Source organism: Flavitalea flava (assembly GCF_054461575.1).
In genome coordinates this window covers 118,734-135,883 of the sequence record NZ_JBTLQH010000008.1, presented here as the reverse complement: position 1 = coordinate 135,883, position 17,150 = coordinate 118,734, and the positions used below count along the sequence as shown (strand labels likewise).

The following is a 17,150-nucleotide window of genomic DNA, read 5'->3' as shown; positions in this document are numbered from 1 at the left end:
CCTGAAATTACAAGCTTCAGGCTGTAAGTTCTATTATTTATTCTTATCCGGCAACGCAGAGCCTGCTCCCGGCGATTTATTACCTTTCCCGGAATCCCCTGCGGGGCTGGTGGATTTAGCAGAAAGGGCCAGTAAGACCGGGTATTCATCGTTCTGAAGGATCAATATATAGTCCCTGTCTTTTCCTGGAATTTTAACGATATCCCTGATCTGCCCACGCAGATCCAGACCCGAAAGGTTATGGCTCATCATAGTGAATTCCCCTTTGCCATCGTTCAGCCATACCTGCCCGTCCCCGGCGTCCAGTCTTCCGAACTGGGGCAGGAAACCAAATTCATTGCCTCCCATAACAAGGTCCGTATAACCATCATGGTTGACATCAACGGGAAGGATGGCATTTACAGAAGAAAGCTGGGCCAGAACGGGTAAGGGGCGAATGGAAAAATGGCCGTTACCTTCATTAAGGGCCACAATGGACCTGGGGTAATTAAATATCCTGACCCGGGAGCTGTCCAGCAGGGCAGGGGGAAATAATTCCTGTATGGATTTTTTGGCAAAGGAACCATGTTTGAGGTTCTGCTTTTTGAGGGAAGGGATCTGGGCTTCCAGATCGTGTTTCAGAAATACGGGCATATCCTTGCCGGCTACGCTGCGGGTCATGACCTTGTCTATGATATTATTCTGATCGAAATCGTTAAGCCAGAGTTTGACCGGATGTAAAGAGTCCGGGCGGAGGTAAAAATTTTCCCCGATATTTCCCAGGATAAGGTCGGCCCGGCCATCTCCGTTGACATCGGCCGCAACAACGGTCTGCCACCAGCCGGAGAGATTGTCCAGATTTGTCCGGATCTCTTCGAACCGATCCCCCCGGAAAGAAAAAATGCGGGGGGCCATCCATTCCCCGGTGATGATCAGTTCCTTTTCCTGATCTCCCGTAATATCCGCCCATACTGCCCCGGTGACCATACCTATACCTGCTATATCCGGGTTTTTTGTCCTGGCGATATCCGTGAAATGTCCCTTGCCATCATTGACGAACAGGTAACTGGCCGGGGTAGAGCCATATTCCCGCGGAACGCTCCTGCCTCCGATAAAAAGATCCGCATAGCCGTCCCGGTTAAAATCGGCCGTTACGGCAATGGCAGTATTCATTCCATGGGTATTGTTGGGAAAGGCATCCGGATCCAGCGTGAAATTGCCTTTTCCATCATTTTTGAAAAGACGGAATTGCATCTGACGACTATCCGGAGGGTTATTATTTCCGCCGGGCCCTATGAAGAGGTCGAGATCCCCATCCTGATCCGCATCGAAGAATAATACCGCTTCATCTTCAAAATCTTTATATAATTCAAGACCCGGCTGCGGTTTTTTCGTAAAGCCGCCGGAGGGAGTTTGCAAATAGATCTGTCCCGAATGGCCGGCTGTGCCACCGATAAAAATATCGGCAAGCCCATCTCCGTTCACATCTCCCACCGCCGCCTTGGGCCCTTCGCGGGAAAGCATTTTGGGCAGGTTACGTTCATAGTGGAAATCTACATAGTCATCTTCCTCCTGTTTGTCAAAATTGTTCTTTACGGGTTGAAGGAGGACTGCTGAGGAGAGGGGTGAATTGACGGAGCCGTTTGCCCCGGAAGGATCGGGCCTGGAATGATTTTCAGCAGGAACAAGGTTGTTCTTTCCCGTTTCTTCGGTAATGATGTGGACCTGGTTGATCCCGGGATGATCGATCTTTGTAAAAGACCGGTCCGGCCAGGTAATGATCATGGAATCCACTGCGGTGATCCCTCCCAGACCCAGGATCTGCTTGTAATCAACAGAAGACTGAAAACCCCTGCTGGGAACGACCTCACGGTAAAAGACCCGGTTGCCCTTATATAGTTTGATCTTGCTGCCGATGGCAAAGGTATTCTGGCCCTTTCCTTTTAACAGAACGCCTATGTAATTATTTTTATTGATGGAACGGGCATTGTTCTTGTAAATGAAGGCAGGTCCGTTCTCGTTATTCACTACCAGATCGAGTGCGCCATCATTGTCCAGGTCCCCATAGGCAGCTCCGTTGGAAAAGGAACGCTGCGTAAATCCCCAGGCAGGGCCCTCATCGGAAAACCGGAGATTGCCCATGTTCCGGTAGGCTTTATGCAGCATGGGGTTGACAGGTATTTTTTCCAGGATATGTTCAATCCCATCCTTTTTGCCGGTCAGGACCATTTTCTGGATGATATCGTCGGCAAAAAAGTCCATAAAATCCAGGTTAGTAACATCCTTGTTTACGCCGTTGCAGACATAGATATCATTATACCCGTCATTGTCCATGTCGAATAACAAGGCGCCCCATGACCAGTCAGTGGCCGAGACACCGCTGTAATTGGCGATATCCATGAAGGTTCCATTGCCCTTGTTCAGTTGCAGACAGTTCTTCATGTATTGATGAAAAAATCCCGCTTTTTCCTTGGCCGAATACAAATCGATATTATCGAAAGCACCCAGGGTCTTGAGACGGTAGTCGTCATCCGGGAGCATATCGGTGGTAAATATTTCGGGGGATCCGTCATTATTGATATCTGCGATATCTGCACCCATGGAGGAGAAACTGGTATGTCCCATGCGTTCGACCAATTCGTCCTTAAAGGTGCCGTTCTTTTGATTAATATACAGATAGTCTCGCTCATAGGAGTCGTTAGAAACAAAAACATCGGGCCAGCCGTCATCGTTGAAATCGCCTACCGATACTCCCAAACCGAAACTGATAAGGCTTCCATGAATGCCTGCTTCCCTGGTCACTTCTGTAAAATGTCCATTATCGTTGCGAAAAAGATGATCTCCTCCTCCCTTTAGAAAATCGGCTACCGGCCATTGGGCATCGGGAAGATCCCGGCGGTTAGAGTTGTTCAGCGTATTGACGGGGATCGGGCTGTTGTTGATCATAAAACAGTCAAGATCGCCGTCGTTATCATAATCGAAAAAAGAAACCTGCGTCGTATAGGCCGATATATCCAAACCATATTTAGCGGCGGATTCGGTAAAACTCAGGTCATGATTATTGATGTATAGTTTGTTTCGCCGGTTACCATTGCTCATGTGACCGGAGTTGCAGATATAGATATCGAGCCATCCGTCATTATTGATGTCCACCAGCACGACTCCGGTGCTCCACATACTGTCCTGCCGGAACCCACTCTTTGCGGTGATGTCGTCGAATTTGAAGCCGCCTTTGTTGAGGTATATTTTATTATCACCCATATTGGAGGTGAGGACCACATCGGCCAGACCGTCATTGTTAAGATCACCGATAGCCACGCCGCCTCCGTTATAAAAATTCCGGAAAAGGAAACTGTTCTCCAGTTTGCCATCCTTCACGCCATTCTCGAATTGGATACCGGTATTTTCCATTAATTCGAACAGGGTCTTGTTATGCTCCTGTCTGCAAGCTAAAAGACCGAAAAAAAAGGCAATGGATAAGTATTGATAAAAGGACCTCATCGTTTTATTGGATACAAGGTTTTCGTTAGAAAAATCCGGGTACTTTCCCGCACCCCTATAAAAGAACTAAGGCCATTAAAAAATGGCCTTAGTAAATATATTATTTTCTATCCGGTTGGAATACTAATTATTAGAGAATGTACTACTAATTATAACCGGGGTTTTGTATCAGGTTCGGGTTAGCTGCAAGCGCCTGGGTAGGAATAGGGAACACCAGGTATTTATCGGTGCTGGCCGTCTTGTAAGCCCAGGCATTCTTGAATACGCCGAAACGGATCAGATCCGTTCTGCGGACGCTCTCCCAGTACAATTCACGTCCTCTTTCTGCCAGCAATGTGCCGGGATCGTATACATTGCCGGTATTGACCAGGGTCATGGAAACAAGTGGCGTTGTGCCTCTTTTTGCTCTTAACTGGTTGACGAGGGCCAGGGCACCTGCATTGTCTGCAGCTGCGGAACGCATTTTGGCTTCTGCAACCATCAACAGTACATCTGCGGTTCGGAAGATGACGCACCAGTTACCTGCAGTAGAATAATTGGACCCACCATTGGAATAATCAGGAGGATATTTCGCGATCCGAATACCGGTAAGCTCAAGATTTGGCCCTGTCTCTTTGAGATCAGGAGAAATAGTGGGATCAAAAATCAGCAGGTTATTTTTCCTGTCCAAATATTTTTCCCCTTTTTCATTGTATTGCTGCCCAATCATCAGGCCTGGTCTGACTCCGGAAATTTCCGTCGCTCCTTTATAAATTCTTCCCCCAATCCTGGGATCCAACAAAGTATCGGTTGGTGTATGGGTTGCCGGAGAATTTACTCCGAAAGAGTTATAAAATTCAGCCACGGTGGAAAAACCATTCCACCCACCCTGTGAGCCAAGTTTGGATTGATATTGGTTGTAATGGAGAGTCGCCCACCACCTATTGTGAATACCCGTATTATTAGTTGAAACGCCTGAGGTATTTGGTGAGGCAAAAATGATCTCTTTGGAAGTGTCATTTGTCGGGCTGAAATTATCAAAATAATTTTTGCTGTAGGAATATTTCCCATTACCAAGGATCGTATTTCCCAGGGTTATAACCTGCTGCATGTCTGCATCGTCGAAAGTGGGGGCACTTCTGTGTAAAAAAGCACCCTTGTTCAGATAACATTTCATCAGCAGTAATCTGACTGCATCCGGATTTGCCTGGGTTACCGGGTTATCGGCTACCTGGGGCAAAATAGTGGTCAGTTCACTAATGATAAAATTGATGGCTGAATCCCCTCTCATGACAATCGGAGCTTTTAATAAGTTGTCTCCCGGGTTACGGAAGGGAAACTGGCCATATAGATCCAATAATTGGTAAAGAGAGAGGGCGCGTATGAATCTGGCCTCAGCGGCCTGTTCAGTGGTTGCCTTAAAATCCGGTAACATTACATTCGTGGCGTCGAATTGAATTTTATTAAGGGTATTAAACTGCGCCAGAATGATATCTACCCCATCCGTGTTCCAGTTATGCTGATGAAGAGCCCGCCATTTCCCGTTATCATCCCAGTCACCGCTACGTGTAGGAACAAGACATTCATCCGAAGTAACCTCTTCCAGGGCGAAGATATTGCCAAGATCGGAGTAGGGGAGACCCACATCGTTGTAAGCGTTCTGCAATACGAAGGCTGCCCCCAAGGCATCCGCAGTTTGTTTGCTGGTTAAAGAGCTTTGCAGATTCTGATCCAGTTTGGTACAACTTATTGTTGTAGCTGTTGCGAAAAAGACTGCGAGCAACTTTATATGATTATAAGTGTTCATGATTCTTAAATTTTATCTTTTTTTATAATCCAAAATTTACACCAAAAGAAATAATTCTTGGGGTGGGATACGGTATATACTCCATATTCCTGGAAGGATAGTTATTGTTATTCTTGTCCACATTCACTTCCGGATCAAAACCTGAGAATTTGGTGATAGCCAGCAGATTAGTACCACTTACAAAAGCACTGACATTCTTAAGATACTGTCCGACATCGCCAAACCGGTAAGCAAAAGTCAGATTCCTTAATTTTAGAAAATTCCCGCTTTCCAGGTACCGGCTTGAAGCAGCGACACCGTTATTCAGAGATTCCTTAGTATTCAGCCCTTCGCGGTCAATGTTCTTTCCGTTACTGATATTGCTGATATTTGTGATGGTGTTATGCGTATTGTTATAGATCAGATATCCGCTTGCTCCGCTCGCGTTCAGCGTCAGTGATAGTTTCTTATAAGTTAAAGTAGTGTTGAATCCAAATAAGTAATGTGGATTTGGATCTCCTGCAAAGCTGGCCGTGTCATCAATTAGATTTTGCCCGTTTTGATCATAGCCCTTGAATTTCTTTAAATAATATTCGTTAACGGGTTGGTTATTCGTAATAATTTGGGCAAATGCTCCGGAAACGCCTTGTCCACTAACTGCAGCTGTTGGAATAGGTGCCTGGTTGAATTCTGTCAACTTGTTCTTATTATAGGCAATATTAAAGCCGGCATCCCACGAGAATGATTTTTGTTGAACGATGTTCGCTCCAATGGAAAATTCAACTCCCGTATTGATCAGGTGTGCGGGCAGATTAATAAAGAAAATAGACGCTGGGGCTGGTTGAATGGATGTGCTCTGGAACAGCAGGTCGGTCGTGTTCTTGCGGTAATAATCGATAGAACCGTAGATTCTGTTCTTCAGGAGAGAATAATCCAGGCCTATATTAATGGAAGTCGTTTTTTCCCATTTCAGATCGGGGTTGGCCACATTGCTTTGTCCGATTTGATTATAAGCAGTGGAAGTGAATTGCTCAAGAGATGCGCCGGAAGGGAATTCCTGGTTCCCTGTAATGCCCCAGGATGCCCGTAGTCCCAAATTGGAGAAAAGGTTGCTGTTCTTCATGAAATCTTCATTACTGAGAACCCACCTGGCCCCAACGGAAGGGAAATAACCATATCTGTTGTTCGAACCGAATTTATTGGAACCATCCGCTCTGATCGTAGCCGTTAAATAATACTTATCCGATAAATTAAAATTCACCCGGCCAAAATACGATTGGATCTCGGTGGTTGGGTCAATTGTTGGAGTTAAAGGATAAAATGTTTTCGCGTTTTGAAAAAAGCTGGTATAAAGAATGGGGATCCGGGTTGTCTGATTCAGGTTAGTGTTAAACTGGGCTGCAGCAGCGGTTGTATTGGAAAAATCGGTCTTCCAATATTCATACCCTGCAACTGCATCGAATAATAGGTGTTCGGTCAGACTGGTCTTATAGTTTAAGGTATGTGTAAAGGTCTGAGAAGTCAATGCGCCGGTTGAAATAGCCGCATATCCTGTACCCGAAATCCCCTGAATACCATCTATCCATCCGTCGATATTGGTATTCCGTGTTCCAGTTCCCTGGTTGATTGCATATAAAAACTTATATTCCAGGTCCTTGGTAATTTTAAAGGAAGCCGAAATATTTCCTAAAAAAACATTTACTTTGGCTACATCATTAAAAGCATCGATCGCAGCAATTGGGTTCGGAACTGAAAAACTCTGTTTAGCCGTCGGGTAAAGACCAGCTGAATTTCTAAATGACCTCGTTGGATTCCAATTTAATGCCCATGACATTAAATTACCACCAGCCCCTGCCGTGTTGCTTATAAGGCCCATATCTTCCTTGGTATGGCCGGCAATGAGGTTAAACTCCAAGGTCAAACGTTTGTCAAGGAATTTATACGATCCGGAAAAATTTCCCAGGTACTTTTCCAAATCTGTTTTCTTAATGAATCCATTATTTTTTGATGCATAAAAAGAAGCCCTGAATTTGCCGTTTTCGTTTCCTCCGCTAAACGCTAAACTATAGTTTTGGGATAAGTTACTTTGTGTTATGGCTTTCAGTGCATCAACTGTGGAGCCTGAGTCGTTTTTGAAATTATTTTTTGTGCTAAAACTCCTGAATTCGGAGGCTGTTAACACTTTATACTTTCGCATGTACCCGGCGGCAAATCCGAAATTTGTACCAACCTCTATTTTCGTACCGCTGGATGTTGATTTTTTGGTGGTGATCACGATGATACCGTTGGCACCTCTCGAACCGTAGATGGCTGTAGCAGAGGCATCTTTCAAAACATCCATTTGCGCAATGTCATTGGGATTGATGTAGAGCAAGGGATTGGATTCCGGGGTCGGCCCGAATCCCAGGGTATTCTTTCCCAGGTCCAAAGTAGGTCTTGCCGTTCTACCATCCAGGGGTACTCCGTCCACTACATAAAGTGGATTGTTGTTCGCTCTGATGGAGTTGTTACCCCTGATCTTAATCGTAGTGGCTGCACCAGGCTGGCCGCTGTTGCTGGTAATTTCCAGACCGGCAACTTTACCTTGCAGGAGCTGATCCGGAGCGGCGATCGTACCCTGGTTAAAATCTTTTGCTTTTACGGAACCTACCGAACCGGTAAGATCCTTTTTGCGGGCGGTGCCATAACCGATGACCACAATTTCATTCAAATTAGCCGTGGCCGTTGCCAGGGTAACATTGATCGAGGTCTGATCCCCGATGCTGATTTCCTGTTGATTAAATCCTACTGAACTGATGATGAGGGTCTGGGCGTTTTGAGGAACCGCGATCCTGAAGGTTCCGTCTGCACCGGAAGAAGATCCCGCCTTAGATCCATTTGCGGAAACGGTGGCTCCCTGGATTGGCGCCCCCTTGTCGTCTGAAACTTTACCGGTGATTGTTTTTGTTTGTGAGAAAGCAGATAGTGTGAAAAGTACACAAAGGAGGGCAAGACTTCCTACTTTGGCAAGTAAACGTTGAATGGTCATAAAGCAAAAGTTTAGCAATTAAGAGCTGAAGTTAAAGAAAATTATAAATTACTTAACAATTTTTTTTTGGACTTGTTGAAATAAGGGGCTCTCTTTTATTGATGACAACTACTTATGGATCAATGCTGCATTAAAAAATTATATTTTTACTTCCCTTTGATCCATGCAGTTAACTCGCCGTATGTATAATATGTATGATAGGTGACAGCTTCTTCGGCCAGGGTCCAATCCATTCCCTCCTCCAGCCTGTAACGCTGTCCTTTTAATAGCGTGGACTTATTGAGGCCGGCATCATAATTTGCCTTTGCCAACGTAAAAATACGAAGCCTGGCCAGTGGGAAACTGGATTGCAAGGCTTCGATGATCATTTTAGCGGTTGTTCCCGTGGTTAGGATATCGTCGAGAATTAGAAATTCAGGGAATTCCTCCAGGGATTTCTGTTGATGAAGAAGTAGGGGATGGGATTTTTCCGGATGGGCATTGTCCAAAAAGTATAGCTCTTTTAATTCCTGTTCCCGCTGAATTTGTGATAGTCCTTTCATTTCCAGAACGTTGCGCGATTTGCGCAGCAGCCCTGGCAGATAAAGGCATTTAAAATGAGCCGATAAGGCTAATCCCAGCTTGTCCAGCGAGGTTGTTTGCCCTTCTACCATCCATTCCTGGTGATGAAGGGCCCTGACCAGGATCGTACCCGATGGTATAATAGTGGTGACGGGATTAGAAGATGGTAAGAACGGCAGGGAGGGAGCGCTGCTCAAAATTTCCAGGGAACAATCGATCCAGGCGCTAAGATCGGGTTGACGTCCCTGCTTGAATTTCAGGAGACTATGCGAAAACCGGTCCTGACCTGCAGACACCGGAAGGTAGTTACACAGATAATAATGCGGGTAACGATTGCCTTTATAAGTGATGAAAGATTGCTGTAACCCCATTTATAAAAGTAAATAAGATTATTTTGCTGATCTCTGATTTTAATCTTATTCTTGCCCTACCGGATCTAAGCGTGCCTTAATACTAATATTCGTTATTTATTAAGGACCTTAATTTTACCTATGTCCAGTAGTTCTTCTTTGTCGATACTTAACGGTATGGACATTATGACCGGCTTGAAAAGCGGCGAACCGAATGCCTTACGTATTCTTCATGGCCATTATTATCATTCCCTGCGGGTATTTGCGAATAATCTTCTGGGTGAGATCCCCGGTGCGGAGGAAACCCTTACCGACATTTTTATTATGCTCTGGAGAAAACACGGGGATTTCGAAACATTGCAAAATGTGAAGGCCTTCCTTTTTATCAGTACAAAAAATGCCTGTATCAATCTTATCAAACAACATCAACGGGATACAAACCGGAAAACGGGCCTTATTAATTATTTATCCCCGGACCACGAAGAATTTATTCTCAACCAGATGATAAGAGCCGAATGGCTGCAGCAGATCTACCAGGCAATGGAAGGCCTGCCTCCCCAATGCCGCCACATTTTGAAATTATCCTACCTGGAGGGAATGAGCAATGCTCAGATCGCAGCATTGTCCAAGCTTTCCGTGAATACGGTAAAAAATCATAAGGTTCGGGGCCTGAATTTATTGCGGAGAAAATGTCCTCCGGATTCCTGAAAAGTAATTTTTGGAAAAACATATTACGTATTGCAGGGGAAATAGGAATTTTATTTATCCTTATTTGGCGTTTGCCACAATTATTTCTTCCCTGTCAGCGTTTATAGTATGGTTTTTCATAGGATATTGGATTTTAAAACGGGGCTGAATTTCTATTCTGGCCCTTTTTTTATGCCCGGTGCTTTCCTTAGTTCAAAGTGTCGCACCGGGCATAAAAAAATATATGCGTCGCGACATAACCGAGCGAAGCGTAACTGAGTTTCGTTCGAAGGAGAACGGGACGAAAGTTACGGGCGTAGCCCATACGAACGAGTTTTGAACAGTGTTCAAAACGAAGTTCAGCTGCGCCCCTTTGTAAGCCCCTCTTCTGGAGGGGATTGTTTTTTTGAGGATGAGATGGGGTGGGGATTTATTGTGTTTGAGATTTATTGTGTTATTGATTGTTTGTATTTGGAAATTATTCGCTCCCCATTCCTGAAATTTTTCGTCTATACTGCAGCTTTAGGGCAGCTGACCGCAGGTAATTTTAATTCTTTTTTAATGTTTGTCTGATTTACTGCTTTACTACTTGCTGGTTTTAATGTTTGTCGGTCTGGTATGGAACCACGAGTACGGGTATAGGGGAATGTCGTATCACATATTCTGCCACACTACCCAATAATAAATGAGAAAGACCGGTTCGCCCATGTGTTCCGACTACTACAAGGGCAGGATTTCCTTGAATGGCCGCTTCCACGATGCCTTGTTTGGGCTCTCCGATAAAAGAAATGATCTGGGTAGGTACTTCCGGATGAGCCTCTTTGATCTTTTCCAGACTTTCCTGCGCCGCCTGCAATCTTTCTTCGGGTTGGTCCAAAATAACTTCCCCGGTATCCGGTCTGGTAAAGTCCGTGTGTCTGGCGATCACCGAGATCAGGGTCACTGAGGTGTTCAATCGGGCTGCCAGTGTATAACCCCTTTTCTCCACTTCTTGGGAATATTCACTGAAATCGAGAGCCATTAAGATATTGTTCATATAGCTGAATTTATTTTTTTACCTCATCTGTTTTTTAATATAAACAAGCAAACAGTCTGTAAGTTTACGCATGGAACAAAATAATGCAAAAGGCCAGGCAAAGTATGATGTAGCAGGTTGGGAAAAAATCTTTATAGATTATCTGGGGAAAACCGTTGAGCATAAAGATGGTTCCCACGACCTGGGGCATTTTCAACGGGTCTGGAAGATGGCACAATATATTAGCCGGGAAGAAGGGAAAATTGCTAACCGTGAAGAAGATAAAATTATTAACCGTGAAGAAGATAAAATTGCTAACCGGGAAGAAGGAAAAACTATTGACCTTGAAGAAAAAAGAAATAGTACATGGGAGAATGGCATTGCCGACCCGCTGATTTTACTCGCTTCCGCTTATTTTCATGATCTCGTATCGCTGCCTAAGAATCACCCTGACCGGAGCCAGTCTTCCCGTCTGAGTGCGGAAATGACCGCCAGGATTCTGGAAGAGATTTTTGAGGGTTTCCCCCGCGAAAAGATTGAGGGCGTCCGGCATGCCATTCATGCACACAGTTTTTCTGCAGGTGTGACGCCCCTGACTACGGAAGCGAAGATCTTACAGGATGCAGACCGCATGGAGGCCATCGGCGCTATCGGACTGGCCCGGGTCTTTTATACCGCCGGCCAGCTTGGCCAAAAACTTTTTCATGCGGAAGACCCCTTGGGAGCCTTTCGTGAAAATGATGATAAATTATATGCGCTGGACCATTTCCCGCTCAAATTATTAAAATTGCCTTCTCTGATGAATACCCAAACCGGAAAACGGCTGGCTGCGGAAAAGGCAGCTTACCTGACTGATTTCATGGAAAAAATCCGCAGAGAGATTGCAGGCGAACCGGATAATGAGGAGTACTCTAGTATAGTTTAATCTTGTCGTATTTGTATTATTCGGATTATCAAAGCTTTGTATTTTATTCGGCCGGATGGACCGTTTTTTCAAAAATATTTATCTATAATTAGGCTTCACGAGTAAACCGTAACGTCTTTTCCACCGTATCCTATAGGGTAGGGTAGTGCTGATTCCCGGATGGTCCTGGAATAGGGGAATATTGCGTATTTTCATATCCTGGAATCCGCCGGTGGGTTAAAGGATTTTTATTGACCTTTATGGATAGCCTGATGAAATTTTTAAGCTGTGTCCTTTGCTGTGTTTATAGCTTGCTTTTTTGTTCCCGCGCTTTTGGCCAGACACAGGCATGTCCCTTAAACAGTAATTTCTCCTTTGGTTCCCTGACCCATTGGTTTGCCTATACCGGTAACAATAAAACCGGCAATGGACCCGGTGCTATTATCTCCAAGTATGATTCTGCCAAAGATGCGCCCGCCGGTACTATCGGAGCCATGACGATCAATGAATACGGGATCTCCACTACCGGCATCCAGGTGATCACCACCTCCAATATCGATCCCTACGGTGGATTTTCAACTATTCCCAAGATCAACGGTTATCAATATAATGGTTCGGTCATCCTGGGGTCAACTTCTATTACTCATTCCAATAACGCCGGTGTTCAGGGCGGCTATGTACGGGGTATCAGCTATAATATCAAGGTTCCTACCAGTCCTTCGACCCAACCCTATACCATGACCTATGCCTATGCGATGGTGCTTGAGAACGGAAGCCATAATTCCAATCAGCAACCCCTGTTTTCGGCAACACTGACTACCCATGACAGTGTGATCAATTGCGCCTCTCCCAAGTATTATCTGCCGACAGCCAATAATGCGGATCCCAGGGGAACCGGCGCCACGCTGGATACGGCTACTGCCGTACGGGAAGGTTTTAAACTCAGCAGTAAACTTTCGCCTAATCCGAATCCCAATTCGAACTCGAACAATGCAGAACATCTGCAGGATGTTTGGACAAAAAGCTGGACAGAGGTGACTTTCGACCTTTCGCCCTATCGGGGTCAGCAGGTCACGCTTACTTTTGAGGCGGACAATTGTATGCCCGGCGGCCATTTTGCCTATGCCTATGTAGCGCTGCGCAGTAATTGTGATGGCCTCCTGATCAGCGGCCCCCTCAACGTGTGCGCTAATACCAGCCTGATCTATTCTATCCCCGGTCTGGCAGGCGCCACTTATAACTGGACGATTCCATCTGATTGGACCATGGTCTCCGGAAGCGACAGCAATATCATTAACGTAAAAGTGGGAGCGGCCCCCGGTAGCGGGATAATCACGGCCAGGGAACGGAACAGCTGCGCGGATCTGAAAGATGATATCCAGGTCGACATTTCTCCACCGACCGTCGCCGGTGCTGTCAGTGATAACCATGAAGTATGTTCCGGAGTGAATGCGAGTAAGCTGACCTTGAGCGGATATCAGGGTAGTATCCTGAACTGGTTATCTTCTCCGGATGGATCCAGTTGGAGTATCGTGCCCAATAATACTCATTTATACACGGCCCAAAATCTGGTCACCACCACGGTATACGCAGCGCTGATCCAGAACGGCTCCGCCTGTTCTATCGATACCAGCTCGGCAGCCAGGATTCTGGTTGACCCGAAAACCGTGGGGGGAACGCTGGCTCCATCCAGCATGGAGGTCTGTACCGGCCAGGACAAGGATGCGCTCCTTACCCTGAATGGGAAAACGGGTTCCGTTCTGAACTGGCAAACTTCTTTGGATAATGTGAACTGGAATGACCTGAGCCCTGCCGTTACCGATTCCAAATATTATATAGTCAATCTGGGAACTTCTTCCAGCTACCGGGTAAGGGTACAAAGCGGGGTTTGCCCGGAGGATAAAAGTTCCGTAACTCAAGTTACTCTTTTGTCTGCCCTTTTTCCGCAGGCGACGATTTCCCCTGCGGATACACTTATCTGTTATGGAACGAAAGCGCTGCTGAATGCTTCGGTTTCTATCGGAACAGGTTATGCCTGGATAAATGCGCAAATGCTTACCGACCAGGGAAACGGGGTGATCCCTTCCACGCCTTACGGCATTCATGCGGAAGCGTCTCCCCTAACCTATACAAATTATGTGCTGAGTGTTGAGAATGCGGGTTGCCCAAATTTGCGAAAGGATACTTTCCAGGTAAGTGTCTATCCGCCGATCATCGTCGACCCGGGAAGGGATACTTCCGTAGTGATCAATCAGCCCCTCCAGTTACAGGCGACCTCCAACGATACGACCAGTGAAGGTGATCTTTGGAAATGGACACCCGTCACCGGCCTGAATTTCCCGGATGTGGCGAATCCTATTGCCATACTGGGTCCTTCTATCGATTCCGTTCGTTATTTCGTAACAGCTACTGCTTCCAACGGTTGTACAGGAACAGCCAACATCCTGGTGAAGGTCTTTAAGACCGCCCCGGATATTTTCGTCCCCAATGCCTTCACTCCCGGGAAAAACAGTAATAACGTTTTCCGGCCCATTGCCGTTGGGATATCTTCTCTTCAATACTTCCGCGTGTATAACCGGTGGGGGCAATTACTCTATAGTTCCTCGCAGATGGGCAGAGGATGGGATGGAACGGCGGGCGGCAGGGTCCAGGAAAGCGGGACCTATGTCTGGATGGCACAGGGCACCGCTTATACAGGAAAGGTCGTATTCAGAAAAGGTACTACGATATTGATAAGGTAACTCAGGAACCTTTATTTTTGTTGACAAGAAACCTTGATCTTGAAAACGGATTATGAAACCTACCAAGCAGTATATTTTAGATAAAGCGCTTACTCTCTTTAATGAAAAAGGTTTTGTGAATGTCCGCCTGCAGCATATAGCAGACAGTGCCTTCGTAAGCGTCGGGCATCTTGCCTACCATTTTAAGAATAAGGAGGATATTATTTTATCCCTTTACAAACGATTGAAAAAAAAGCAGGAACTGCTTCTCGCTGAATTCAGGGTATTACCCTTATTCGAGGATATCGATTTTTTATTGCGAAATATGTTCGATCTGCAGCAACAATACCGTTTTTTTTATGCAGATACGCTGGAGGTTCTCAGGACCTTTCCGGAAATTGCGGATAAACACCGCCTGTTACTTTCCTTCCAGCGGCAGCAGATCCTGTTTATGCTGGAATTCAATGCCTCCCGTGGATCCTTTATTCAACCTCAATATGAAGGGCAGTTCGGAAATATTTCCCATATCTTCTGCCTGACTATGGATAACTGGCTGAGTTATGCGTTCATTAATGGAAATGATCAAGCGGAACCTGCCGCATATTGTAATGACCTTTGGTCCATCCTACGGGTATTTTTCACCGATATGGGAATCCCGGAATTTAATCAGTTAACCAATAAAAGCCTGGTGTTGTGACAAACGATGAAATACCTGGGTTTCTGTCTAAAGGATTCTCTGTTCCCGTCTGAATATTCCCCATCGTACTCCCATCGTAACCCCGCCCTACTCTCATCGTACTCCCACCGTACTCCCCGCCCTACTTTACTCCTACTCCTCACCCTACGCCGAAAAGGATAAATAATCATTTTTACGCATAATTTATTCATTTCATAGAGGCGCATCGTTAGTATCATTAATTTTCAAAACCCATAATTCAATAAGAATGGCAACCAAAGAATTAAATATATCACCTGTCGGTCGCGTGGAAGGCGATTTAGATGTGAATGTTTATATGGAAAACGGTGTAGTCACCCGTGCCAGCACCCAAGCGTCCATTTTTCGTGGTTTTGAGATCATTTTAAGGGGGAAGGACCCTCAGGCCGGTTTGATCGTTACTCCAAGGGCCTGCGGTATCTGCGGAGGTTCACATCTCTATTGTGCGTCTTCGGCTCTGGATACGGCCTGGAAGACAGAATTGAGTCCCAATGCCTTATTGTTGCGGGCAATAGGGCAGGGCAGTGAAAATCTGCAAAGCGACCCACGCTGGTTCTATGCGATTTTCGCTACGGATATGGCCAATAAAAAATTTGCCAATAAACCCTTGTATGCCGAAGTGGCTAAACGCTGGTCCGCCTATGTCGGTACTTCTTTCCAAAAGGGATTGACAGCCAGCGGCAGACCGGTAGAGATCTATGCCATTTTTGGCGGTCAGTGGCCCTACAGCAGTTATATGGTCCCCGGAGGGGTCATATGCACACCTACGCAGAAGGATATTACCCGTGCCCACACGATCCTCAATCATTTCCGGAATGACTGGCTGGAGTCAGTCTGGCTGGGCTGTTCCATCGAACGGTATATGAAAATTAAAAGCTGGGACGATATGATGGTTTGGCTTAATGAAAATGAAAGTCATAGGAACAGCGATCTGGGGCTGTATCTGCGGGCAGGTCTGGAATTCGGGCTGGATAAAATGGGTCAGGGTCTTGGAAAGTTCATTGCCTACGGGACCTTTCTGCATAAAGACCGGTATAACAATCCTACTATCGAAAGCCGCAACCAGGCGCTTATTCAGGCGAGCGGTTTTTATGACGGCAAGGATTATCACGTATTCGATCAAAACCAGATCATCGAGCATGTGAAACAAAGCTGGTATCAGGATACCCCCGCCGCACATCCTTTTAAAGAAACGGCTCCCATTACTGCCAAATCCTCCTTCCTGGAAAAAACGGATTTCGGAGGAAAATACAGTTGGGCCAAGGCACCACGTTACATGGGCCAGGCAGCTGAAGCCGGTCCGCTTGCCAGGGTGGTTATGAATGCGAACCCGGCTAATCTGCCACACCAGATCAAAGACCCCCTGTTCCAGGATATCCTCAAAAAAATGGGACCAAGCGTCTTCGTTCGCTGTCTGGCGCGGATGCATGAAATGACCCATTATTTTGTTCATTTAAATGAATGGTTAGGCCAGATCAGATTGGCCGATGAATTCTATATCAAGCCCACAGAACGGGACGGGCAAGGTTTTGGCGCCACTGAAGCCGTTCGCGGCGCACTGGCTCATTGGATCGATATCGAAGATGGGGTTATCAGGAATTACCAGATCATCGCTCCTACAAGCTGGAATGTGGGACCCAAGGATGAACAGGGAAATTCCGGGGCCATTGAATCCGCATTGATGGGGCTGGAGATCGAGGACGAGAACGATCCGGTGGAGGTAGGGTTGGTGGCCCGTTCTTTCGATAGCCGTATGGTTTGCACCGTGCATGCGCATGATAATAAATCCGGGAATGCCTGAAGATCAAGGCCAGCGGCAATGTAGAAAAAATTTTCTAGGGTAGGGTCCCCTTGTATTTCCCCCGTTATTTAAGTGTATCTTTTACCGGGCAAAACCTGTTAGTACACCAGGTCCCAAGGCCAAA

General features: G+C 46.0%; 10 protein-coding genes. 5 read left to right on the top strand and 5 right to left on the bottom strand.

The features are described from left to right. Nucleotides 1-33: 33 nt before the first annotated feature. The 4 genes from ACX0G9_RS10325 to ACX0G9_RS10310 all read right to left on the bottom strand — a co-directional run bounded on the left by ACX0G9_RS10325 (nt 34) and on the right by ACX0G9_RS10310 (nt 9,205). Nucleotides 34-3,480, bottom strand: coding sequence for a VCBS repeat-containing protein (locus ACX0G9_RS10325; RefSeq protein WP_459064817.1), 3,447 nt, complete (start codon nt 3,478-3,480; stop codon nt 34-36). A gap of 145 nt (nt 3,481-3,625) precedes the next feature. Beyond that, on the bottom strand, nt 3,626-5,266 hold the full coding sequence (locus tag ACX0G9_RS10320; protein WP_459064816.1) for a RagB/SusD family nutrient uptake outer membrane protein: 1,641 nt from the start codon (nt 5,264-5,266) through the stop codon (nt 3,626-3,628). Nucleotides 5,267-5,288: 22 nt separating this feature from the next. Continuing rightward, nucleotides 5,289-8,273 (bottom strand): SusC/RagA family TonB-linked outer membrane protein, encoded by a 2,985-nt coding sequence (locus ACX0G9_RS10315; RefSeq protein ID WP_459064815.1) that lies wholly within the window; start codon nt 8,271-8,273, stop codon nt 5,289-5,291. 146 nt (nt 8,274-8,419) lie between these two features. Next, nucleotides 8,420-9,205: a hypothetical protein gene (locus ACX0G9_RS10310; protein WP_459064814.1), complete on the bottom strand. Its 786-nt coding sequence runs from the start codon at nt 9,203-9,205 to the stop codon at nt 8,420-8,422. Between the two features lie 120 nt (nt 9,206-9,325). Here ACX0G9_RS10310 and ACX0G9_RS10305 point away from each other — a divergent pair, with 120 nt between their 5' ends. Beyond that, complete coding sequence (locus tag ACX0G9_RS10305) at nt 9,326-9,892, top strand: RNA polymerase sigma factor (RefSeq protein ID WP_459064813.1); 567 nt, start codon at nt 9,326-9,328, stop codon at nt 9,890-9,892. Between the two features lie 577 nt (nt 9,893-10,469). Here the strand turns inward: ACX0G9_RS10305 and ACX0G9_RS10300 are convergent. Continuing rightward, nucleotides 10,470-10,907 carry a universal stress protein gene (locus tag ACX0G9_RS10300; RefSeq protein ID WP_459064812.1) on the bottom strand — a complete coding sequence of 146 codons (438 nt, stop codon included), beginning with the start codon at nt 10,905-10,907 and terminating at the stop codon, nt 10,470-10,472. A 70-nt stretch (nt 10,908-10,977) separates the two neighbouring features. Between ACX0G9_RS10300 and ACX0G9_RS10295 the strand changes: the two genes are divergently transcribed. The 4 genes from ACX0G9_RS10295 to ACX0G9_RS10280 all read left to right on the top strand — a co-directional run bounded on the left by ACX0G9_RS10295 (nt 10,978) and on the right by ACX0G9_RS10280 (nt 17,026). Next, nucleotides 10,978-11,811, top strand: coding sequence for an HD domain-containing protein (locus ACX0G9_RS10295; RefSeq protein ID WP_459064811.1), 834 nt, complete (start codon nt 10,978-10,980; stop codon nt 11,809-11,811). Between the two features lie 239 nt (nt 11,812-12,050). Further along, complete coding sequence (locus ACX0G9_RS10290) at nt 12,051-14,531, top strand: T9SS type B sorting domain-containing protein (protein WP_459064810.1); 2,481 nt, start codon at nt 12,051-12,053, stop codon at nt 14,529-14,531. Between the two features lie 52 nt (nt 14,532-14,583). Beyond that, nucleotides 14,584-15,207 (top strand): TetR/AcrR family transcriptional regulator, encoded by a 624-nt coding sequence (locus tag ACX0G9_RS10285; protein WP_459064809.1) that lies wholly within the window; start codon nt 14,584-14,586, stop codon nt 15,205-15,207. Nucleotides 15,208-15,454: 247 nt separating this feature from the next. Beyond that, on the top strand, nt 15,455-17,026 hold the full coding sequence (locus tag ACX0G9_RS10280) for a nickel-dependent hydrogenase large subunit (protein ID WP_459064808.1): 1,572 nt from the start codon (nt 15,455-15,457) through the stop codon (nt 17,024-17,026). Nucleotides 17,027-17,150 lie beyond the last annotated feature (124 nt).